Below are 16,870 nucleotides of genomic sequence, written 5' to 3'. Positions count from 1 at the left end.
CGGCCGAGATCCCGAATCCGGCTCCGGATATCGGTTCGTCCGTGCCGAACGTGTGTGAACCGATGGGACTCACGTCCGAGTGAATCTATGCAATTAAGTAACGTCAGACCGGTCTCTAAACCGATGGAGTACTACGCGGGCGTCGATCTGGGCGCGACGAACACCAGGGCGGCGGTGGCCGACGCGACCGCAACCGTCATCGGAGCCGCAACCCGTTCAACCCCCCAAGGTCCGACCGGTATTGCTGTGACCGAAACTGTGTTATCGGTGGTGCGTGACGCCTGTGAAGAGGCTGGGATCGTGCCGTCGGAGATCAGCGTCGTGGGCGTCGGATCGATCGGACCGCTTGATCTTGCCGCAGGCGTGATCGAAAACCCGGCCAACCTTCCAGACACTATCGATCGAATCCCCCTATCCGGTCCACTCAAATCCCTTATCGGTGGGAATCGCGTCGTGCTTCGGAACGATGCAGACGCTGGACTGCTGGGTGAGCGGTTTTACGGCGAGCACGCTCCGGACGACATGATTTACGTCACGATCTCAAGCGGTGTCGGTGCCGGTGTCGCCGTTGACGGCTCGCTGCTGTCTGGCTGGGACGGCAACGCCGGTGAGATCGGCCATATGCTCGTCGATCCCGACGGGATGATGCGGTGTGGCTGTGGTCGAACCGGCCACTGGGAGGCCTACTGTTCGGGCAACAACATCCCGAAATACGCACAGCAACTGTACGACCACCACCCGATGGAGACGGACCTCCCGCTTCCGGTGGCTGACGACGCCGATGGTGTTCCGTTTGACGCGGCGGAGCTGTTTGCTCACGCGGGGACGGATCCGTTTGCGGATTACGTTATCGAGCGCATCGGTGAGTGGAACGCGGTCGGGATGGCGAATCTCGTGCACACGTACGCGCCGCTGATCATCAACGTCGGTGGTGCGGTCGCGCTCAACAACCCTGAATTGATTCTCGAACCGATCAACGAACGATTATCCGAGATGGTGCTCACGAACGTCCCCGACGTGCAGTTGACGACACTCTCCGGTGATGTCGTCGTCCACGGAGCACTGGCGAGCGCGCTGTTGGCCGACGGCCATACGCGTCCTGATAATCCCGAACAGTTCCGAAAGTGAGTGTGGCTACGACCAGCCCAGTCCGGACGACTGTTCGGGCGGTGTGAGCGGACTCACAGGAAGGCTACCGGTCACGTTGGGATCGTTGTACGCTGCCGGCGCAACGTCGTTGGTTCCGTCTGGGTAGAACAGCGACGCAATCGCGTGGACGTGTTCCCGTCCAACGCCGAGTTCGAACTGCCCGCCGCCGTACATTTTGATACCGTTGGATTTGCAGTACTCGATCGTTTCGAGCACCGATTCGAGTGATCCGAACCGGGAGGGCTTGACGTTTAACACCGAGGGTTCGAACGGCAGCGCTTCGATGTCGGTGACGCCGTGGATCGGCGCGTCCCACGAGATACGCTCGGTGTGCGGAGCGAGCAGTTCCTCGGTTTCGTCGGTGAGCGCTGGATCCTCGATGATCGCTTCAGAGAACCGTTCGAGTACCTGCTCATACAGTTCGAGATCAGGAGGCTGATCCACCTCGGTCCCTTCGTAGTGCCCCTTCAGATCCAGAATGCGGACCCGTCCTGTTCCGGCCAGTCGATCGATGAGATCGGGCGTCCACTCGCTCGTCGGATCGAGTTTGAATTCGGTCGATGGGTACTGTTCAAGCAGCGTCTCGACGCGCTCGAACGTCGGCGGGTCTCCGAGTCGAGTGCTCACCACGAACCGAATCGGGTCGTATTCCTGGTCGAGCGCCGCCGCGAAATTCGTTCCCGCTTGCTTGAGCGCGAGATCCAGCGCGGCGCTTTCAAACCCCCACCGACGATAGGCTCGGTCGGTTGGATCAGGAGCGAGATCCAATGCGCCCACTGCCTCCGAAAACGTTCGATGGGTGTACGCTCCGGTCGGCGGCGTCGTGAGTTGATCCACGAACGAGTGGTGTCGCTCGGTGTCGTAGATCACGTCCTCCCCGTAGCCGACGGCGTTCTCCCCGTGTAGTTCGATCGTTGTCGTCGTGCGCGTGAAGCCGCTCGATGTTGCGCGCTCCGTGAGCGACGCGTCATACTCCTCGATTGTCACCGGGAGATCCGCCAGCTGCTCGTACAACGCCATACATTTCATTGTGTGGTAACAAACAAAAAGGTTGATCGACTCGTGCGCTCCGCTTGTGAGTCTGAGCGATGTGAAACGAATCCGGATGAAAACGGAGCGCCGGAGGAGAGATTTGAACTCTCGAGTCCGTGAGGACAGCAGATTTCGAATCTGCCGCCTTGGCCAGGCTAGGCTACTCCGGCTCAGTGGTCAATACAACGCCCTCCATTTAGTCGGTTTCGGTTTTCGTTCCGGTTCCGTACTTCGGAGATTGGTCGCGCAGCCGATCAGTTTCGAACGGCGAACGCGCTACCGAGTCCCGCGATGATGGTACCGAGCGCGACCACAAACGAGAACACGAACAGATCCGGAACGCTGGTTCCACTGGCTTCTACGGCGGTGAGTACGGACGCGATCATGAACTGGACGACGGCTCCCATACCTGCCGCGATCGCTACCAGCGCATACACTGCCAGCGGTTGGGCATCGGTCTGCTGATTACCGATCTGGCGGCCGGGGATGATGCCGACGATGGGAGTCACGAGTGCGATCGGTATGATGGTCGCCATCGTGATGTTTTGACCGAGCGCTCCGACCGAACCGGAGAGCGTGCTCCCGACGATCCCGAGGCCGACCCCGATCGCGCCGAACAACACTAGCGACGATTTCATCTGACCGATCGCCGCCTCGCTCTGGAGGAACGCACTGAGCGAACTGTTGGCCGTGTTATGGTGGGAAATCTGCGGCTGCATCTCTGTGGTTGCAGACTGGCCGGGGCCTTCCCCATTTTCATGTCTATTTGTTGAATTTTCTGATTGCGTTGTCGAACGACTGTTGTCGCTTCGTTCGGAGTCCGACATTACGACCAAGGTATTTCGTATGGTGTTATCAAGGCAACGATATCAAACGATACTCGACACTATCAGTTTCAAAGACGATTCTGCGATCGATATACCGAGCAATACTTCTTTCCTCAACGACACTATCTGGATAGAGGATGAGAGATGCGGGGAACATCAGGACAAGGTGAGGGAGACGGCTGTGAGTGAACTCAGTCAACTAGTCGTCCTCATCATCTCATTGGGGGTTATCGCTCAGATACTATCGGATCGATTTCGGGTCCCGAGCGTGCTGTTTCTCATCATCATGGGAATTCTCGTTGGCCCGGAGGGACTCGGATTGGTGTCGTTGGATCTATTCGGGACGGGACCGCTGAACACAATCGTCGGGCTGAGCGTGGCGCTCATCATGTTCGAAGCAGCGTTCCACCTCAAAGTAGAGAAATTTCAGGAGGCACCGCGAACGACGTTCCGACTGGTCACTATTGGCGGTGTGATCGCCCTTGTAGGCACGGCCGTCTCCGTTCGGGTCTTTCTACAGGCACGATGGGAGGTGGCGTTTCTGATCGGGGCGTTGCTCGTAGCAACCGGTCCGACCGTGATCACACCGATCTTACAGACAGTCCGTCTCCACGACCGCGTCGCTGCTGCTCTCGAAACCGAGGGTGTGACGAACGACGTTACCGCGTCGATCCTCGCCGTCGTGGTGTTTCACTTCATTATCACACCGGAAGCGGACATTAGGCATGTGATCGGTTCGTTCATCATGCGTCTCGGGGCCGGGTTGCTCGTCGGGCTGGTCGTCGCCGGGATCGTGTGGTATCTACTTGAACACACCCAAATCCCATCTGACGACACGCCTCAGGCTGCTCGCCTTCTCGCGTTGGCCGGTGCGCTCGTCGCATACACCTCCGCAAACGCGGTTCCGGGGGCCAGCGAGGCTGGCATCGCGGCCGCCGTGACAGTCGGCATCGTCCTGGGCAACGCTAACCTCTCCTATGAGGACGGGATCGAGGCGTTCAACGGCGACCTGTCGCTGCTCGTCCTGTCGTTCGTGTTCATCACACTTGGCGCGCTGATCGATTTCGATTCGTTGTTGGCGACCGGATTCGGTGGGATCGGTGTAGTGCTTGCGATCGCGTTGGTGATTCGCCCATTGATCGTGGGGCTCTCGACGTACGGAACACAGATGCCGTCGAAAGAACGGGTCTGGATGGCGGCGGTCGCCCCCCGAGGAATCATTCCGGCCAGCATTGCAACGCTGTTCGCCCTCCAACTTCAGGAACTCGGACAAGACGACGCCGCGACGCTGTTGACCGGAACAGTGTTCCTCGTCATCCTCTTAACCGTCCTGTTCGAAGGCGGATTAGCCCGACACCTTGCGGAATACTTGGATGTGATACCGATGCGTGCAATCATTGTCGGCGGCGGCCGTGTTGGCCGTACGCTCGCTGAACGGCTTGAGGATCGTGGGGAGAACGTCGTTATCGTCGAACAGGATCCCGATGTGATCGAAACAGTGAGACAGATGGGATTCACTGCCCAGGAAGGCGATGCGACCGATCTCGAAACGCTGCGCGAAGCTGGTGCGGAGCACGCCAAAATCATGGCAGCCGCCACCGGCGACGACGACGTGAACCTGCTGGTCGCACAGCTCGCTCAAACGTCCTTCGATGTCGAGACTGTCATCGCCCGAGCAAACAACCGCTCGAACGTGAACGCCTTCGAGGAACTCGGTGTCAGAACCATCTCCTCGACGCTGTCGGTCGCGTGGGCGATGGACAACGCGATCGAGCGGCCTGCCCTCACGGACTGGATGAACGAACTCGAACGGAGCGGGGACGTTCAAGAGATCGAGATCACGAGCGACGCGATGGCTGGAACGAAGATCGGCTCATTGGGAGACGATTTCCCGAACGGCTGTATTATCGGTCTCGTTAGTCGCGGCGAGGAGTCTCACGTCCCGACTCCCGATTTCGAACTCGAACACGGCGATCATATCACGATCATCGGACGGCAAGAGGCCGTCAGGGAGGCGATCGAACTGTTCGATCCGGGTCGGCTCCGGACGTGACGGCCGTTCGCTGCCGTCGATCACGCTCCTTCGGTGTCAGTTTCCGTTAACGATCCCTGCGACTGCTTTGGGATCGAACAGCGTGACATCGCTGAACGCGTCGGGATACACCTGCTTTGCTGCCCGCTCGGTCACCACGAGGTTTGTGATCGGTCCCTGATACAGCGGCCCACCCCGGAACACCATGTCGTTTTTGACGGCGGTGAGTTTGCTCGCTACGGAATGTTCTTTCAGGAACGACACTAGCGTCTTGTTGAACTCGGATTCGGTCTGGGCTTCGTGTCCGCGGAACAACAACACGTCCGGATCGACATTCAGGATCGTTTCTAGATCGACGTGGGTCCGCGAGGAGTGGAGGTTTCCAACGTCGGATTTTGCGAGCGCGTCCGTGACGCCCAGATCCCGCCACTGTTTGAAGCTCGTTCCTTCGTCCATGACGTATGGTGAGAACTTTTCCGGTTCATTTCCTCCTGCCCAGAAGATCCCGACGCTCGGACGCTCCGATTCGGGCGGAAGCGAAGATTTGATCGTCTGCTGGAATTCCTCGTGGAGCGATTTGAACTCCGTGTATCGTTGTTCCTGCTTGAACACTTTCGACAGCTTCTCGAAGGCTTCATAGAGGGTGTAATACCGGTAGTTGTGCCAGTTGTATCCCCGTGAGAAGATGGTGTTGCCGAAAAACGGCCCGACGTTCTGCTTGATCTGGTCGATGTCGTTCTGGCTCATTCCCTTAAATCGGTTGAGAATAAAGTTTGGATCCATGACGTGCACGTCGGCACCGGTCTGATAGAACACCTCTTTGCTGATCCCGTCGCTGTAGAGCTGTGTCATCCCGCTTTTATCCACGGAGACGCCCGGTATCGCGTCGTAGTACTGCGTGTGATACCGGTCGGTGAGCCACACGCCGTCCGGTGGCTGCTGTCCGAGCGCGATTCCCATGTCCGCCCAACTCCCGTTGTTCGCTAACCACGTCTTCGGAACGCCGTCGATGGTGACCTTGCCCATCGGTTTGATCGACACTGTGTACGGATCGCCCGATCCACCGTCGGTTTCGTTATCGGAACTAGAATTGTTCAGACAACCGGCGAGCAGCGTGCTTGTGGCCGCTGCGGCGAGCCCACCGCGGAGGAATCCGCGACGAGAGAGATTCGAGTCCGTCATCATTCTTTAGGCTCGCCTAAACACTCAAAACGGCTTCGATTTCAGCGGGGGTGGCGAAGCGTCCGTTCACGGCGGAGCAACGGCAACGCGAAGCGTATCCGGCGTGTGAAACTGTATTCGGGCCGAAAAGCGTGTTAGTCTTCGAGCGTCGAGCCGGCGTGTCTCGGCTCGTCACCCGGGCGGGTGATGATGTTCTCGCGTCCGACGCTGATCTTGATGATCTGCTCGTCGTCTTCCATCCGTGAGAGGAGGCGGCTGACTTTCGATTTCGACCACCCGGTTTCGGTGACGATGTCTGACTGATGCATCCGTCCGTCGTGTTCGCTGAGCAACTTCTGAATGTGGTCCTCGTCGGTGAGCGGTTCCGTCGTGGTGGCGTTCTCCTCTGAACTCTGGTGGCTCGTGTCGCCAGACAACACCGTGTTTTCCTCTTCCGTCGGATCCCTGCGCCGTCGCCAGTACTGGACGCCGATACCCAAAGCAAGCACAACACCGATGACCGTCCCGGCGGTTTTGAACGGATTTTTCATCGGTGCCAACAGGAAAAACTTCTGGTCGACAGGGTTCGTTCCCTGTTTGATCTCCGTGGCGTCGTCGACGCCGTCACTGTCCGTGTCCGGACTCAAGGGATTGGTGCCGTATTTGCGTACTTCCACGCCGTCTTTGAGACCGTCGTCATCCGTGTCTCCACCCGTCGGGTTCGTATTGTGCTGGTGTACCTCTGCTCCGTCTTCGAGACCGTCGTTGTCGGTGTCGCTATCCAACGGCTCCGTGCCCAACGAGAGTTCTCTATCGTCGTTGAGTCCGTCGTCGTCGGAATCTTGCTTGGTTGGGTTCGTCCCGTGCTCGCGTATCTCTTCGTAATCGCTCAGGCTGTCGCCGTCAGTGTCGATAACGGTTGGATCCGTCCCGTGCTTGTTCAGTTCAGCCGGATCGGTCAATCCATCTCCATCCGAGTCGTTCGTCGTCGGATCGGTGTCGTAGTTATTCACCTCCACACCGTCTGACAACCCGTCGTCGTCCGTGTCTGACGCGTTCGGGTTCGAGCCGATGGCGTACAACTCCTCTCGGTCGATCAGATCATCACTATCGGTATCTTGGAGCGTTGGATCGGTTCCCTCATCGATTTCCTTTTTGTTAGTAACGCCGTCGTCGTCGTTGTCCCCGTTTTGACTGAGTACTGTCAGCTCCGTACTCGACGCGTCGAGTGGATCTTCAGAAGAACTGTTATTATAAACGCCGACTGAGACAGTTTGTGAACCGGTCGCGTTGTTTGGCCACTCCGACTGTTCGAACTGCACGGTTTGTGCGGTGTTCGAGACCGTTATCGGCGTACACTCGATCTCCTTCTCGTCTACCCCGGATCCCACGGTAAGACAAGCTTGATATTCACCAGGATCGCCGGACACCGTCGTATTGATGCTGTGTGACTCCCAGCCCGCAACGTACGTGTCGCTTGAAGCGGTGTCGATGTTCGTTGATCCCCTGATGATAGGATCGTCGACGGTAATAGACAGTGCTCCGGCCACCGGAACGACAGTCGTACTCATGAGGAGTACGCACACGATCAGGACCAGATGTGCGTGTGGTCCGGAGCGGAGATGCGTCGACATTCTCTTACCAATACCATAACGGATATCCCCCTCACACATAGACCTTTTCTGTTCTATTCGCAGGGTTCCGGCGATAGATCGCTCGATGAAACGGTTCGAAACGGTTCGAAACGATCCTGAATGGTCCTACCGACCACGCTTGAGTCTGGTTCCGGTCCACGACGGCAGCCCTGCGCTTTCGATCGCCGCTTGGACGCGTTCGATATCGTAGGATACGCGGTGTTCCTCGACTGTTTGGGCGTCGGGATCGATCACGGCAAACGCCGCACGCGGATCTCGGTCGCGTGGCTGACCGACGCTTCCGGGATTCACGATGAGCGTTCCGTCGACCATCTCGTGGTGTTGGACGTGCGTGTGCCCGAGAATCAAAACGGACTCTTTTCCGAGGTGTGGTTCGAGTGCCGGGAACTCCGGTGGCCGGACGTACTGACCACGGTGGGTCGGATGGCTGTGAACCATCCGAACACGACCGTTGCACAGAGTTGTGTCCAGAGGGAGCGACTGGAGCCACTCACGCTGTTCCGCATCGAGCTGGTTGGCAGCGTACCGAAGCCCTTCGTAAGCCGACTTGTTCGACCGATAGCGTCCGGGCGCATCGACAGCGCGGTCGTGATTACCTTGCACACACGGCATCTCTCCACGGACGATCTCGACGCATTCGGCTGGCTGTGGGTTGTAGCCGATCACATCGCCGGCACACGCGAGCCGATCGACCGGTGGCATCGCTTCTAACACCGCATCGAGCGCGATGCGGTTGGCGTGGATATCGGAGATGACACCGAGTCGCATACACACAGTCCGTCCTATCGATCCTTCAACCTTCCGTAATGATAGGTCGGTGCATCCTTTATGATGGAGTAAATGAGTAATCATGTGGACAGACACCGACTCACACCGATCGTCCTCGCGCTGCTTGCGGTGGTAGCGCTCTCGTTGTCGGCGGCGACGCTCGACGCCGTGCACGAGGAGCCAGCCGGAGGGTCGGGAGAGGATGCCGGCGTGCGTGGTGACGGATCCACGTTCGATTCGGGCGGATCCGCATCGTTCGAGACGGGTTCGGCCGATCCCGCCGTCGTACTGTTGTTACGCCTGCTGTTCGGGGTGGTGGTTATGTTCGGGTTTGTCGGGCTTGTCGTGCAGGTGTATCAGGAGGGGTGGCGATCACTCGCTCCAGTTGTCCTCGTGGCAGTCGGGTGTCTGCTCGTGTTGCTTGCGGTGTACCACGCCCTGACGCCTGGTTCCTCGCAACGATCGGAAAATGGGCTGTTCGGCGGGGAGCAACTCTCACTACCGAGCGGATCACCGGTGCCCTCTGGTGATGGTGCGCTCTCGGCGTCGGACGCTCCTGTGGCACTCGACGCTCCGATGGTGCTGTTCGTGGTGCTCGGTCTCGCTGTCGTGGTTGGGCTGTTCGTTCTCAGGCGCACAACTGGCGATCACCCGCTTGGATCCCCGCAGACGGCGACCGAGGCTGATCGATCCGAAATTCACGCTGTCGGAACGGCTGCCGGACGGGCCGCCGACAGCATCGACGCCGATGCAGCGCTCTCGAACGCGATCTATCGCGCGTGGGATGAGATGACCGCACACCTCGATCTCCCCCGAGATACCAGTACGCCCGGCGAGTTCGCCACAGCGGCCGTCGCAGCCGGTATGGCGCGCGAGGATGTGGAAGAGCTGACACAACTGTTCGAAACGACCCGGTATGACGACGCAGAAGCCACCGAACGACGAGAACGCCGGGCGCGCGCAGCGCTCAGACGGATCGAGCAGGCGTATGCGCCCGATGAAACCCCTGAGCGAGGTGACCGATGAACAGGGTGTTTCTCGGAGTGGGCGCGCTCGCGGTCCTCGCCGGTCTCACTGCCGTCTTCGAACCGGTCGTACTCACCGTGGTGCCGTCGGGGTCTTCAGGACTGGTTTCCGTCATCGGCGTGTTGTCGCTGACGGAGGCAGCGCGCGCCGGATACAGCCGGTATTCTCGGTCGGCCGACGCGCCGTCGTTACCGAAACCGGAACGACGACTGGTCTCGTCCCGGCCAAAATCCACTGCCGATGTCCGTCCGTCCGTTCGTGGCCGCCGCTCTCACCACGCGGTCGTTGTCGAACAGAAACGGATCCGCGACCAGTTGCTCGAAACGGCTGTCAGGGTACTCGTCCAGTGTGACGGGGACACCCGAGAACGCGCCCGTGAACGGCTTCAAACCGGGGCGTGGACCGACGATCCGGCGGCAGCGGCGTTTTTTGCCCCGGATGAGCACCGGCTCCCGTTGTCAGACCGCATCGAGTCTGTGGTGACCGGAACGGACGCGTTCGAACAACAGGCCAACAGTGCCGTTACCGCACTCTCTGAGCGACTCGCTGCAAACCAATCGACCGACCGGAGGGACGATGAGCGCTGAGTATCCAATCGTGCGCTCGACCCGTCGCTGGCACGGCGTGAACGCTCTCGCGTTGCTCGTGAGTGGCGTCGGTATCCTCGCTACCCGGCCGGGATTGGTCCTGTCGGGTGTCGTCGTCATCGTCTTCGCGGTCGCATCACGCGTGGATACTCCCCCAACCGCGGATCTCGATGTCCAACGCCGGGTTTCTGCCGACACTCCTGCCCCTAACGCAAGCGTCACGGTTACTGTGACTGTGACGAACGCCGGCAATGCGTTATGTCCGGAGCTTCGCGTCATCGACGGCGTTCCCCCGGCGCTGACGGTTGAAAGCGGCTCTCCCCGCCACGGCACCGCGCTCCGACCCGGAAAAACGGTCGCGTTCGAATACACGGTTAGCGCACGCCGAGGCGTTCACCGCTTTGACCCGCTGGTACTGATCGCACGAAACGCGAGCGGAACGACCGAACGCCGACGAACAGTCGAATCCGACGGTGACGAGACGATCACCTGTCGACCGCCGCTTTCACGCTCTGAACCGGTCGCGCTTCCCTTGTACGACCACGCGGCCGGCGTCACGGGACGGGTGGCGACCTCAGCGGGCGGAGCCGGCACCGCCTTCCACTCCGTGCGGGAGTATCGCCACGGCGATCCACCGAACCGCATCGATTGGAACCACACCGCTCGAACCGGCGAACTTACCACCGTCGAATATCGACAGGAACGCTCTGCCACCGTTGTGCTCCTCGTCGACGCGCGCAGTGCGGCGTACGTCGCTCCCGATCCGGACAAACGCCCTGCCATTGAACGCTCGATCGCAGCCGCGGGTGCGGTGTTCGACGGACTGCTCTCAGTCGGCAACCGTGTCGGTCTCGCTGCGCTCTCACCCACGGAGTGCTGGCTCGCTCCCGCCAGCGGGACGGCTCACCGTGTTCGGGCCAGAGAACTGCTCGGTACACACCCCGCGCTCGCTCCGACGCCGCCCGAACAGTCGTTTCTCAAAATGACGAGCCTCCGACGGCTCCGCCACCGACTCCCGACTGACGCACAGGTCGTCTTCTGTTCTCCGTTGCCCGACAGCTACGCGGCGACTGTTGCCCGTCAACTGCACGCCCACGGTCATCCTACCACTGTCCTCAGTCCCGATCCAACGCAGTTCGACGATCAGATGGATCGAGACGAATCCACGACCGAGACAAAACTGCGACTGGCGGGCATCGAGCGCTCTCTGCGGTGCAGTACGCTCCGTGACGATGGCGTCCGCGTCGTCGATTGGGGAACGGAACCCCTCCGAGAAGCAGTGGCAACCGCGTCACGGCGGTGGTCCAAGTGACAACCGAGTTGGAGACGCGGCCATCGCGGTTCGGCGTCGGTCTCGCCGGCCTGTTCGCTATGGGGGTGGTGATCGCCACGGCGATCGGGTTCACGTCGCTGCTTCTCTCGTTGCTCGGCGTAGGTGTCCTTCTGGTCGGCACTGCCGCCGGTCGGGAAGCGATCGCAACGCTCGGTGGAGGCGCGCTCGTTGGAGGGGTGCTCGCTGCTGGACTCGCGGACGCTAGTCCTGAGGCGTTGGTACTCGGAACGGCTTGTCTTGTGCTCGCGTGGGACACCAGCAGTCAGGCGATCGATCTCGGTCGGACACTCGGTAAGCGTGCCGACACGACCCGTGCGCTCGCCGTCCACACCGCAGTTGCGACGCTCGCAGCCGCCGTCATCTCGGGCGTCGGATACGCCGTCTTTCGGGTTGCTGACGGCGGCTACCCAATCACAGTGCTCGTGTTGTTGCTGTTCGGTGCGCTCGTTGTAGGGGCCGCGTACCGGGGCTGATCCAGAACTGTGATCCGAACGGTTTTCAACAATCCTCGAAATGGGCGCATATGGACAGGTGGCGTCGTCGTCTCACGTACTACTTGCTTTCGCTCGTGGGCATCATGCTCGGGTACGCTGTCGTGTATCACTTCGGAATGGTTGTCTATGAGGGGGCAACTGACCGATCGTTTCTCCGTTCACTCCAGTTCGTCGTCGAGACGTTCACGACGACCGGATACGGATCAGATGCGGGATGGCAGAGTCCACAACTGCTCGTTCTCGTCATGCTCATGGACATCACTGGCGTCGCGCTCATCTTCATCGCGCTCCCAGTGTTGGTAGTGCCGCTGTTTGAAGCGGCGTTCTCGGTCACCGTCCCGACTGCGGTCGAGGCGGATCTGTCTGATCACGTGATCATCTGTGGATACACGCCGCGCGTCGAGACGTTAATCGCGGAACTGGAGTCGTGGGAGGTCGAATACGTGATCATCGAGCCGGATCGGGATCAGGCGGCGGATCTGTACGAAACCGGCCACACCGTCATCCACGCGGATCCCGAATCCGTGAGCGGGTTCGAGCACGCACGGATCGCCACGGCTACCGCGGTCGTTACTGACACCGCCGACGAGCGAGACGTGAGTATCGTGCTGACGGCCAAGGAGGCGGCCGAAAACGTCCGAGTGATCAGCGTTGTGGACGAGCCGGAGCGATCGACGTACCACCGGCTCGCTGGGGCTGATACGGTGCTTTCACCCCGTGAGCTGCTGGGCGAAGGGCTCGCGACGAAACTCACGACCGCTGTGACGACTGATCTTGGGGACGCGGCCGATCTCGGTGAGGATTTTGAGATCGTGGAGCTTCCGATCCACAGAGAGACCGATCTGGTCGGGCAGACGCTTATTGAAAGCAGTATCCGCGAGCAGATGGGTGTCAATGTAATCGGGGTCTGGTTCCACGGCGATTTCGAAACGCCACCGTCACCCGACACAGAGCTGAAACAGGGAATGATCCTCCTGATTGCCGGTCGGTCGTCCCGCGTCGAAGCACTCAAAGAACGTGCTGTCTCAGACGTGCGGCGCTTTGATCGGGGTGAGACGGTCGTCATCGGCTACGGTGAAGTCGGCAACAGCGTGGTCGACAGCCTCGGTGACGCCGGTGTGCCGTGTACGATCATCGACCGCGCTGATCTCCTGGCTGTCGATGTCGTTGGGGAGGCGACTGATCCGGACGTGTTGCGTGAAGCGGGCATCGAATCGGCTCAGACGGCCGTTCTCGCCCTTCCAGACGACACGGTCGCCCAGTTTGTCACGCTCGCCATCCGAGATTTGAATCCGACGATCGAGATCATCGCACGCGCAGAAGGAGCCGAAACAACAGCGAAAATGTACCGTGCTGGTGCCGACTACGTCCTCTCGCTGGCGACGGTCAGCGGCCGCATGCTCGCGTCCACGATCCTCGAAAACGAGGAAGTCGTCTCGCTTGACGCACAGATACAGGTACTCCGAACCCATGCGCCACGGCTGGCCGGCCACACCGTCGGTGACGCGGAAGTCCGCACGCGAACGGGCTGTACTATCCTCGGTGTCGAACGGAATGGTGATGTGATTACCGACATTCAACCCGATTTCCGCATTCGTGCCGGGGATTCGTTGATCATCGCTGGCACGGACGAGGATACGAATCGCTTTACAGAACTGCTCTCGGTGGAGTGAACTGCTGTCGTCGATCGGGGCGCTTAGCGTTTCTTGTGGAGACTGAGACGTTTTCTCGGTTCGATAACCGGTTCTTTTTCGCTCGTGTACATCCGCTTCGGAACGATGTGCTTCAGCCGCCGGTCGGAGATCAATTTGAGCGCATGCCGAGGCGTGGAACGGACTTGATTGAGTGAACTGCTGTGTTTTGCTCTGGTGAACCAGCGCCGGAGTTGCAGACAGAAACAGTGGTTGTGACTACCACGAACCCATATCCCTATAGCGGCATACGGTGTACGATAAGTTCAGACCGTTTTTGGTGCTGCCCGAGAAGAGGTAGATGATGAAGGTGTTCGGTTCGAGCGGCGTTCGGGGGGTGGTCAACGAGGACCTGACACCGGCGTTTGTCAGTCGCGTAGCGATGGCTGCTGGGTCGGTGTTCACGGTTATGGGGAACGACCGCGTGGCGTTGGGGCGTGATACCCGGGCGACTGGTGAGATGTTGGTCGATAGCGCGGCCAGCGGACTGGCGAGCGTCGGCTGTGTGGTCGACGAGCTGGGAGTGTTGCCGACGCCGGCGGTGCAAGCGTACGCCGAGCGTGAGGGCGTTCCCGCCCTCATGGTGACGGCGAGCCACAACCCCCCGGAGTACAACGGTGTGAAGCTCATCGGTGCGGACGGGATTGAGCTGGTGCGCGAAACACTCGAACAGGTCGAGGATCGACTCCTTACAGAGCGATTCGACACCGTTCGGTGGGACCGTACTGGTGACCGTCAACCCACCGCAGAGGCACCACGGCGCTATATCGAGGAGGTGCTCAACGCCGTTGACCGTGATCGCATCAACGACGCGGGAGTGACGATCGCGCTCGATCCCGGCCACGGCGCTGGGGCGCTCACCAGTCCACGACTCTTCCGGGAGCTTGGCTGCTCAGTGGTGACGGTGAACGCCCAGCCCGATGGGCATTTCCCGGGTCGCAACCCCGAACCGGTCGAGTCGAACCTCACGGGGCTCCGCCGCCTCGTGAGAACCACTGACGCCGATCTCGGTGTCGCTCACGACGGCGACGCCGACCGCGCGATCTTCGTCGACGAACGTGGCAACCACATCGAGGGCGACGCGGCGTTTGCTGCGTTGGCGGCTGCAGAGCTAGAGTCGGGCGACACGACAGTTTCGGCGGTCAACGTCTCTCAACGGCTCGTCGATGTGGTCAAGGAGCGTGACGCGACACTCGAACTGACGCCGATCGGGAGCACGAACATCGTTACGCGCATCCAACAGCTGATCGCAGAGGGTGAGTCTGTGCCTATCGCCGGTGAGGGTAACGGTGGGGTGTTGTTCCCCAACCATCGGCTTTCGCGTGACGGTGCGTACACCGCTGCTCGGTTCTGTGAGTTGCTTGCGGACCGAACAGCGAGCGAAATCGCTGCTGAGCACGCAGGATACGAAAACGTCCGGCGCAACATCAGCTACGAGACGGAAGTCGAACGCGAACGACTGCTCAGCGCGGTCGAAACGACCGCTCGGAACGCGGATATTCCGCTCGATACGACCGACGGCTACCGTCTTGATTACGATGACTCGTGGGTGTTGGTTCGTCCGAGCGGCACCGAACCACTCATTAGGATCTACGCCGAGGCACACGACCACGAACGGGCAGAGGAACTCGTCGCGTGGATCCGGGGATCGCTCCTCGAAGCGGTCTGATCAGCTAATGATTCTCCACCGATTCGAACGTCCCATCGCGGACGCCCGCGGCGATCGACGCGACACTCGGGTCACCGATCTCTCCGGGATGTTTGCGCCCGAAATACCCCAGTACGTTCTCGATGTCCCGTTCGAGGAACTCCTCGGCGTTCTCGTGGTCGGTTTGCACGGCTTGGGGCCAGTCGAACACCATCACTCCTTGTTCGCTCACGGCGACGTTGTACTCGCTCATATCCGCGTGGACGTACCCCTCTGCGTAGGCGTCAGCCACCTCCGAGAGGATGAGATCGAGCACGCCGATCGCTTGCTCGTCCGGAAGCGCGGCTTGTGACAGCTCTACGCCGTCCAATTTCTCCATTACGATGGCGTGTCGGTTGTGGTCGATCGGTCTCGGAACGTTCACCGTTGGGTACACTGTTTCGAGCGCGTCGTACTCGCGTTCGGCGGCTTTTCGAGCGGTGTACAACCAGGATCGGTGGTTGCGGTCGGCAGTGTACTCGCGCTCGCGTTGGACCTCCCGAAAGTTCGTGTATCCCTCTCGGTGGAACTTCAATGCCAATGGCTTGTAAGAGGTGACTTCGTACACGTCGCTTTCCTTGCCCACGCCCAGCGGCGCGCCGAACCCCTCGATCGTGTCCCGTTCGACCAACGTATGGAGCGCGAGCGCGTCGTACCCCTCAAACGTGAGCCGGAACCCTTGGTACTGCATCGTCTTGCGCTCGATAAATCCCCGGCGCTCACAGCGATCTAGTCGGTGATCGACCTCCTCGCTGTCGAGGCGAGCGTACTCCGTGAGCGTCCCCCGGTCGACCCATTCGCTAAACCGCATTCCGTGCTCGACGCCCGAGAGCAAATAAAAATCCGCGGACTCCAACTCTCGCAACTCTCCGGCGACGTTCCGTACCATGCCAACGTTACCGCGCCATCGCGTAAAAACTCCTCGCGTCACCGAATAAACCGTATGTCGGTATAGGCAACCGCTTGGGTTCGTTGCCAGGGGTGCGGAGGAAACGATAATTCCCTATCGGAATGTCTGCGCTACTTCTGTCCAACCACGAATAACATCGATTGACCTCCTCCCGCGCCTAAAGTCGCGTGAATCCCACCATAGGATTTCGGGCCAGTCGAACCAACCCTAAGGTTTCAAGACGCATACGTTCCAAGCGTCATCTGCTGGATGGCAGCATCGTCTTGGCTGTCTTGTGGAGCGGTCAAAGGCTCCCCATCCTCAGCCGAGTCATCGCTATTCGTGTCTTCTCTGGAACAGCTCTCTCTGCTGAGGTAGCGGTCTGCAATTGTGAGCGTGGCGTTCACGTCTGCTTGATAGTCGGAAACCCAACACGCAGAAGTCGTACATCGGAACGTCGCCTGTTCTGGGCGATATCCCCGTTCACCGCAACAGTGACACGTTTTTGGGACGGTGTATGCAGGATTCACCGTTTCAAC

14 protein-coding genes, 1 tRNA gene and 1 pseudogene are annotated in these 16,870 nt (G+C 60.0%); 8 read left to right on the top strand and 8 right to left on the bottom strand.

What is annotated here, in order from left to right; genetic code table 11:
- Nucleotides 1–123: 123 nt before the first annotated feature.
- Nucleotides 124–1,128, top strand: a complete 1,005-nt coding sequence (locus EIK79_RS07775) for an ROK family protein (RefSeq protein WP_124954559.1) — start codon at nt 124–126, stop codon at nt 1,126–1,128.
- 6 nt (nt 1,129–1,134) lie between these two features.
- On the opposite strand, the gene EIK79_RS07770 is transcribed toward EIK79_RS07775, so the two are convergent.
- The 3 genes from EIK79_RS07770 to EIK79_RS07760 all read right to left on the bottom strand — a co-directional run bounded on the left by EIK79_RS07770 (nt 1,135) and on the right by EIK79_RS07760 (nt 2,900).
- Nucleotides 1,135–2,169, bottom strand: a complete 1,035-nt coding sequence (locus EIK79_RS07770) for an enolase-like domain-containing protein (RefSeq protein WP_124954558.1) — start codon at nt 2,167–2,169, stop codon at nt 1,135–1,137.
- Between the two features lie 97 nt (nt 2,170–2,266).
- Nucleotides 2,267–2,351: transfer RNA gene (locus EIK79_RS07765), tRNA-Ser, on the bottom strand.
- Between the two features lie 84 nt (nt 2,352–2,435).
- Nucleotides 2,436–2,900 (bottom strand): hypothetical protein, encoded by a 465-nt coding sequence (locus EIK79_RS07760; protein ID WP_124954557.1) that lies wholly within the window; start codon nt 2,898–2,900, stop codon nt 2,436–2,438.
- A gap of 289 nt (nt 2,901–3,189) precedes the next feature.
- Here EIK79_RS07760 and EIK79_RS07755 point away from each other — a divergent pair, with 289 nt between their 5' ends.
- Entirely contained in the window at nt 3,190–5,061 is a 1,872-nt protein-coding gene (locus EIK79_RS07755) for a cation:proton antiporter domain-containing protein (RefSeq protein ID WP_233738038.1), read from the top strand.
- Nucleotides 5,062–5,097: 36 nt separating this feature from the next.
- Here EIK79_RS07755 and EIK79_RS07750 read toward each other — a convergent pair whose 3' ends face one another.
- The 3 genes from EIK79_RS07750 to EIK79_RS07740 all read right to left on the bottom strand — a co-directional run bounded on the left by EIK79_RS07750 (nt 5,098) and on the right by EIK79_RS07740 (nt 8,624).
- Nucleotides 5,098–6,225 carry an ABC transporter substrate-binding protein gene (locus EIK79_RS07750; RefSeq protein ID WP_124954555.1) on the bottom strand — a complete coding sequence of 376 codons (1,128 nt, stop codon included), beginning with the start codon at nt 6,223–6,225 and terminating at the stop codon, nt 5,098–5,100.
- Nucleotides 6,226–6,356: 131 nt separating this feature from the next.
- Nucleotides 6,357–7,772 carry a helix-turn-helix transcriptional regulator gene (locus EIK79_RS07745; protein ID WP_185715557.1) on the bottom strand — a complete coding sequence of 472 codons (1,416 nt, stop codon included), beginning with the start codon at nt 7,770–7,772 and terminating at the stop codon, nt 6,357–6,359.
- A 189-nt stretch (nt 7,773–7,961) separates the two neighbouring features.
- Nucleotides 7,962–8,624: a metallophosphoesterase family protein gene (locus EIK79_RS07740; protein WP_124954553.1), complete on the bottom strand. Its 663-nt coding sequence runs from the start codon at nt 8,622–8,624 to the stop codon at nt 7,962–7,964.
- An 84-nt stretch (nt 8,625–8,708) separates the two neighbouring features.
- Here EIK79_RS07740 and EIK79_RS07735 point away from each other — a divergent pair, with 84 nt between their 5' ends.
- From EIK79_RS07735 to glmM, 6 genes are all read left to right on the top strand, one after another.
- The gene (locus EIK79_RS07735) at nt 8,709–9,650 is read left to right on the top strand and encodes a DUF4129 domain-containing protein (protein ID WP_185715556.1); all 942 of its coding nucleotides are present in this window, start codon (nt 8,709–8,711) and stop codon (nt 9,648–9,650) included.
- A complete protein-coding gene (locus EIK79_RS07730; RefSeq protein ID WP_124954551.1) occupies nt 9,647–10,237 on the top strand; it encodes a DUF7269 family protein in 591 nt (196 codons plus the stop codon). The genes EIK79_RS07735 and EIK79_RS07730 overlap by 4 nt, the downstream gene beginning before the upstream one ends.
- Nucleotides 10,227–11,549: a DUF58 domain-containing protein gene (locus EIK79_RS07725; RefSeq protein WP_221621716.1), complete on the top strand. Its 1,323-nt coding sequence runs from the start codon at nt 10,227–10,229 to the stop codon at nt 11,547–11,549. Before EIK79_RS07730 ends, EIK79_RS07725 begins: the two co-directional genes overlap by 11 nt.
- On the top strand, nt 11,546–12,043 hold the full coding sequence (locus EIK79_RS07720; RefSeq protein ID WP_124954550.1) for a DUF7519 family protein: 498 nt from the start codon (nt 11,546–11,548) through the stop codon (nt 12,041–12,043). Before EIK79_RS07725 ends, EIK79_RS07720 begins: the two co-directional genes overlap by 4 nt.
- Before the next feature lie 50 nt (nt 12,044–12,093).
- Nucleotides 12,094–13,737, top strand: a complete 1,644-nt coding sequence (locus tag EIK79_RS07715; protein ID WP_124954549.1) for a potassium channel family protein — start codon at nt 12,094–12,096, stop codon at nt 13,735–13,737.
- Nucleotides 13,738–14,059: 322 nt separating this feature from the next.
- Nucleotides 14,060–15,424, top strand: a complete 1,365-nt coding sequence (gene glmM / locus EIK79_RS07710) for a phosphoglucosamine mutase (protein ID WP_124954548.1) — start codon at nt 14,060–14,062, stop codon at nt 15,422–15,424.
- Between the two features lie 4 nt (nt 15,425–15,428).
- On the opposite strand, the gene EIK79_RS07705 is transcribed toward glmM, so the two are convergent.
- Together EIK79_RS07705 and EIK79_RS07700 are read right to left on the bottom strand one after the other, a co-directional pair.
- On the bottom strand, nt 15,429–16,331 hold the full coding sequence (locus tag EIK79_RS07705; RefSeq protein WP_124954547.1) for a serine/threonine-protein kinase RIO2: 903 nt from the start codon (nt 16,329–16,331) through the stop codon (nt 15,429–15,431).
- A 236-nt stretch (nt 16,332–16,567) separates the two neighbouring features.
- Nucleotides 16,568–16,870, bottom strand: a pseudogene (locus EIK79_RS07700) (zinc ribbon domain-containing protein); the annotation flags it as partial.

This window comes from Halocatena pleomorpha (assembly GCF_003862495.1).
GTDB classification, from domain to species: domain Archaea; phylum Halobacteriota; class Halobacteria; order Halobacteriales; family Haloarculaceae; genus Halocatena; species Halocatena pleomorpha.
This window is presented reverse-complemented; position numbering and strand designations above follow the sequence as displayed.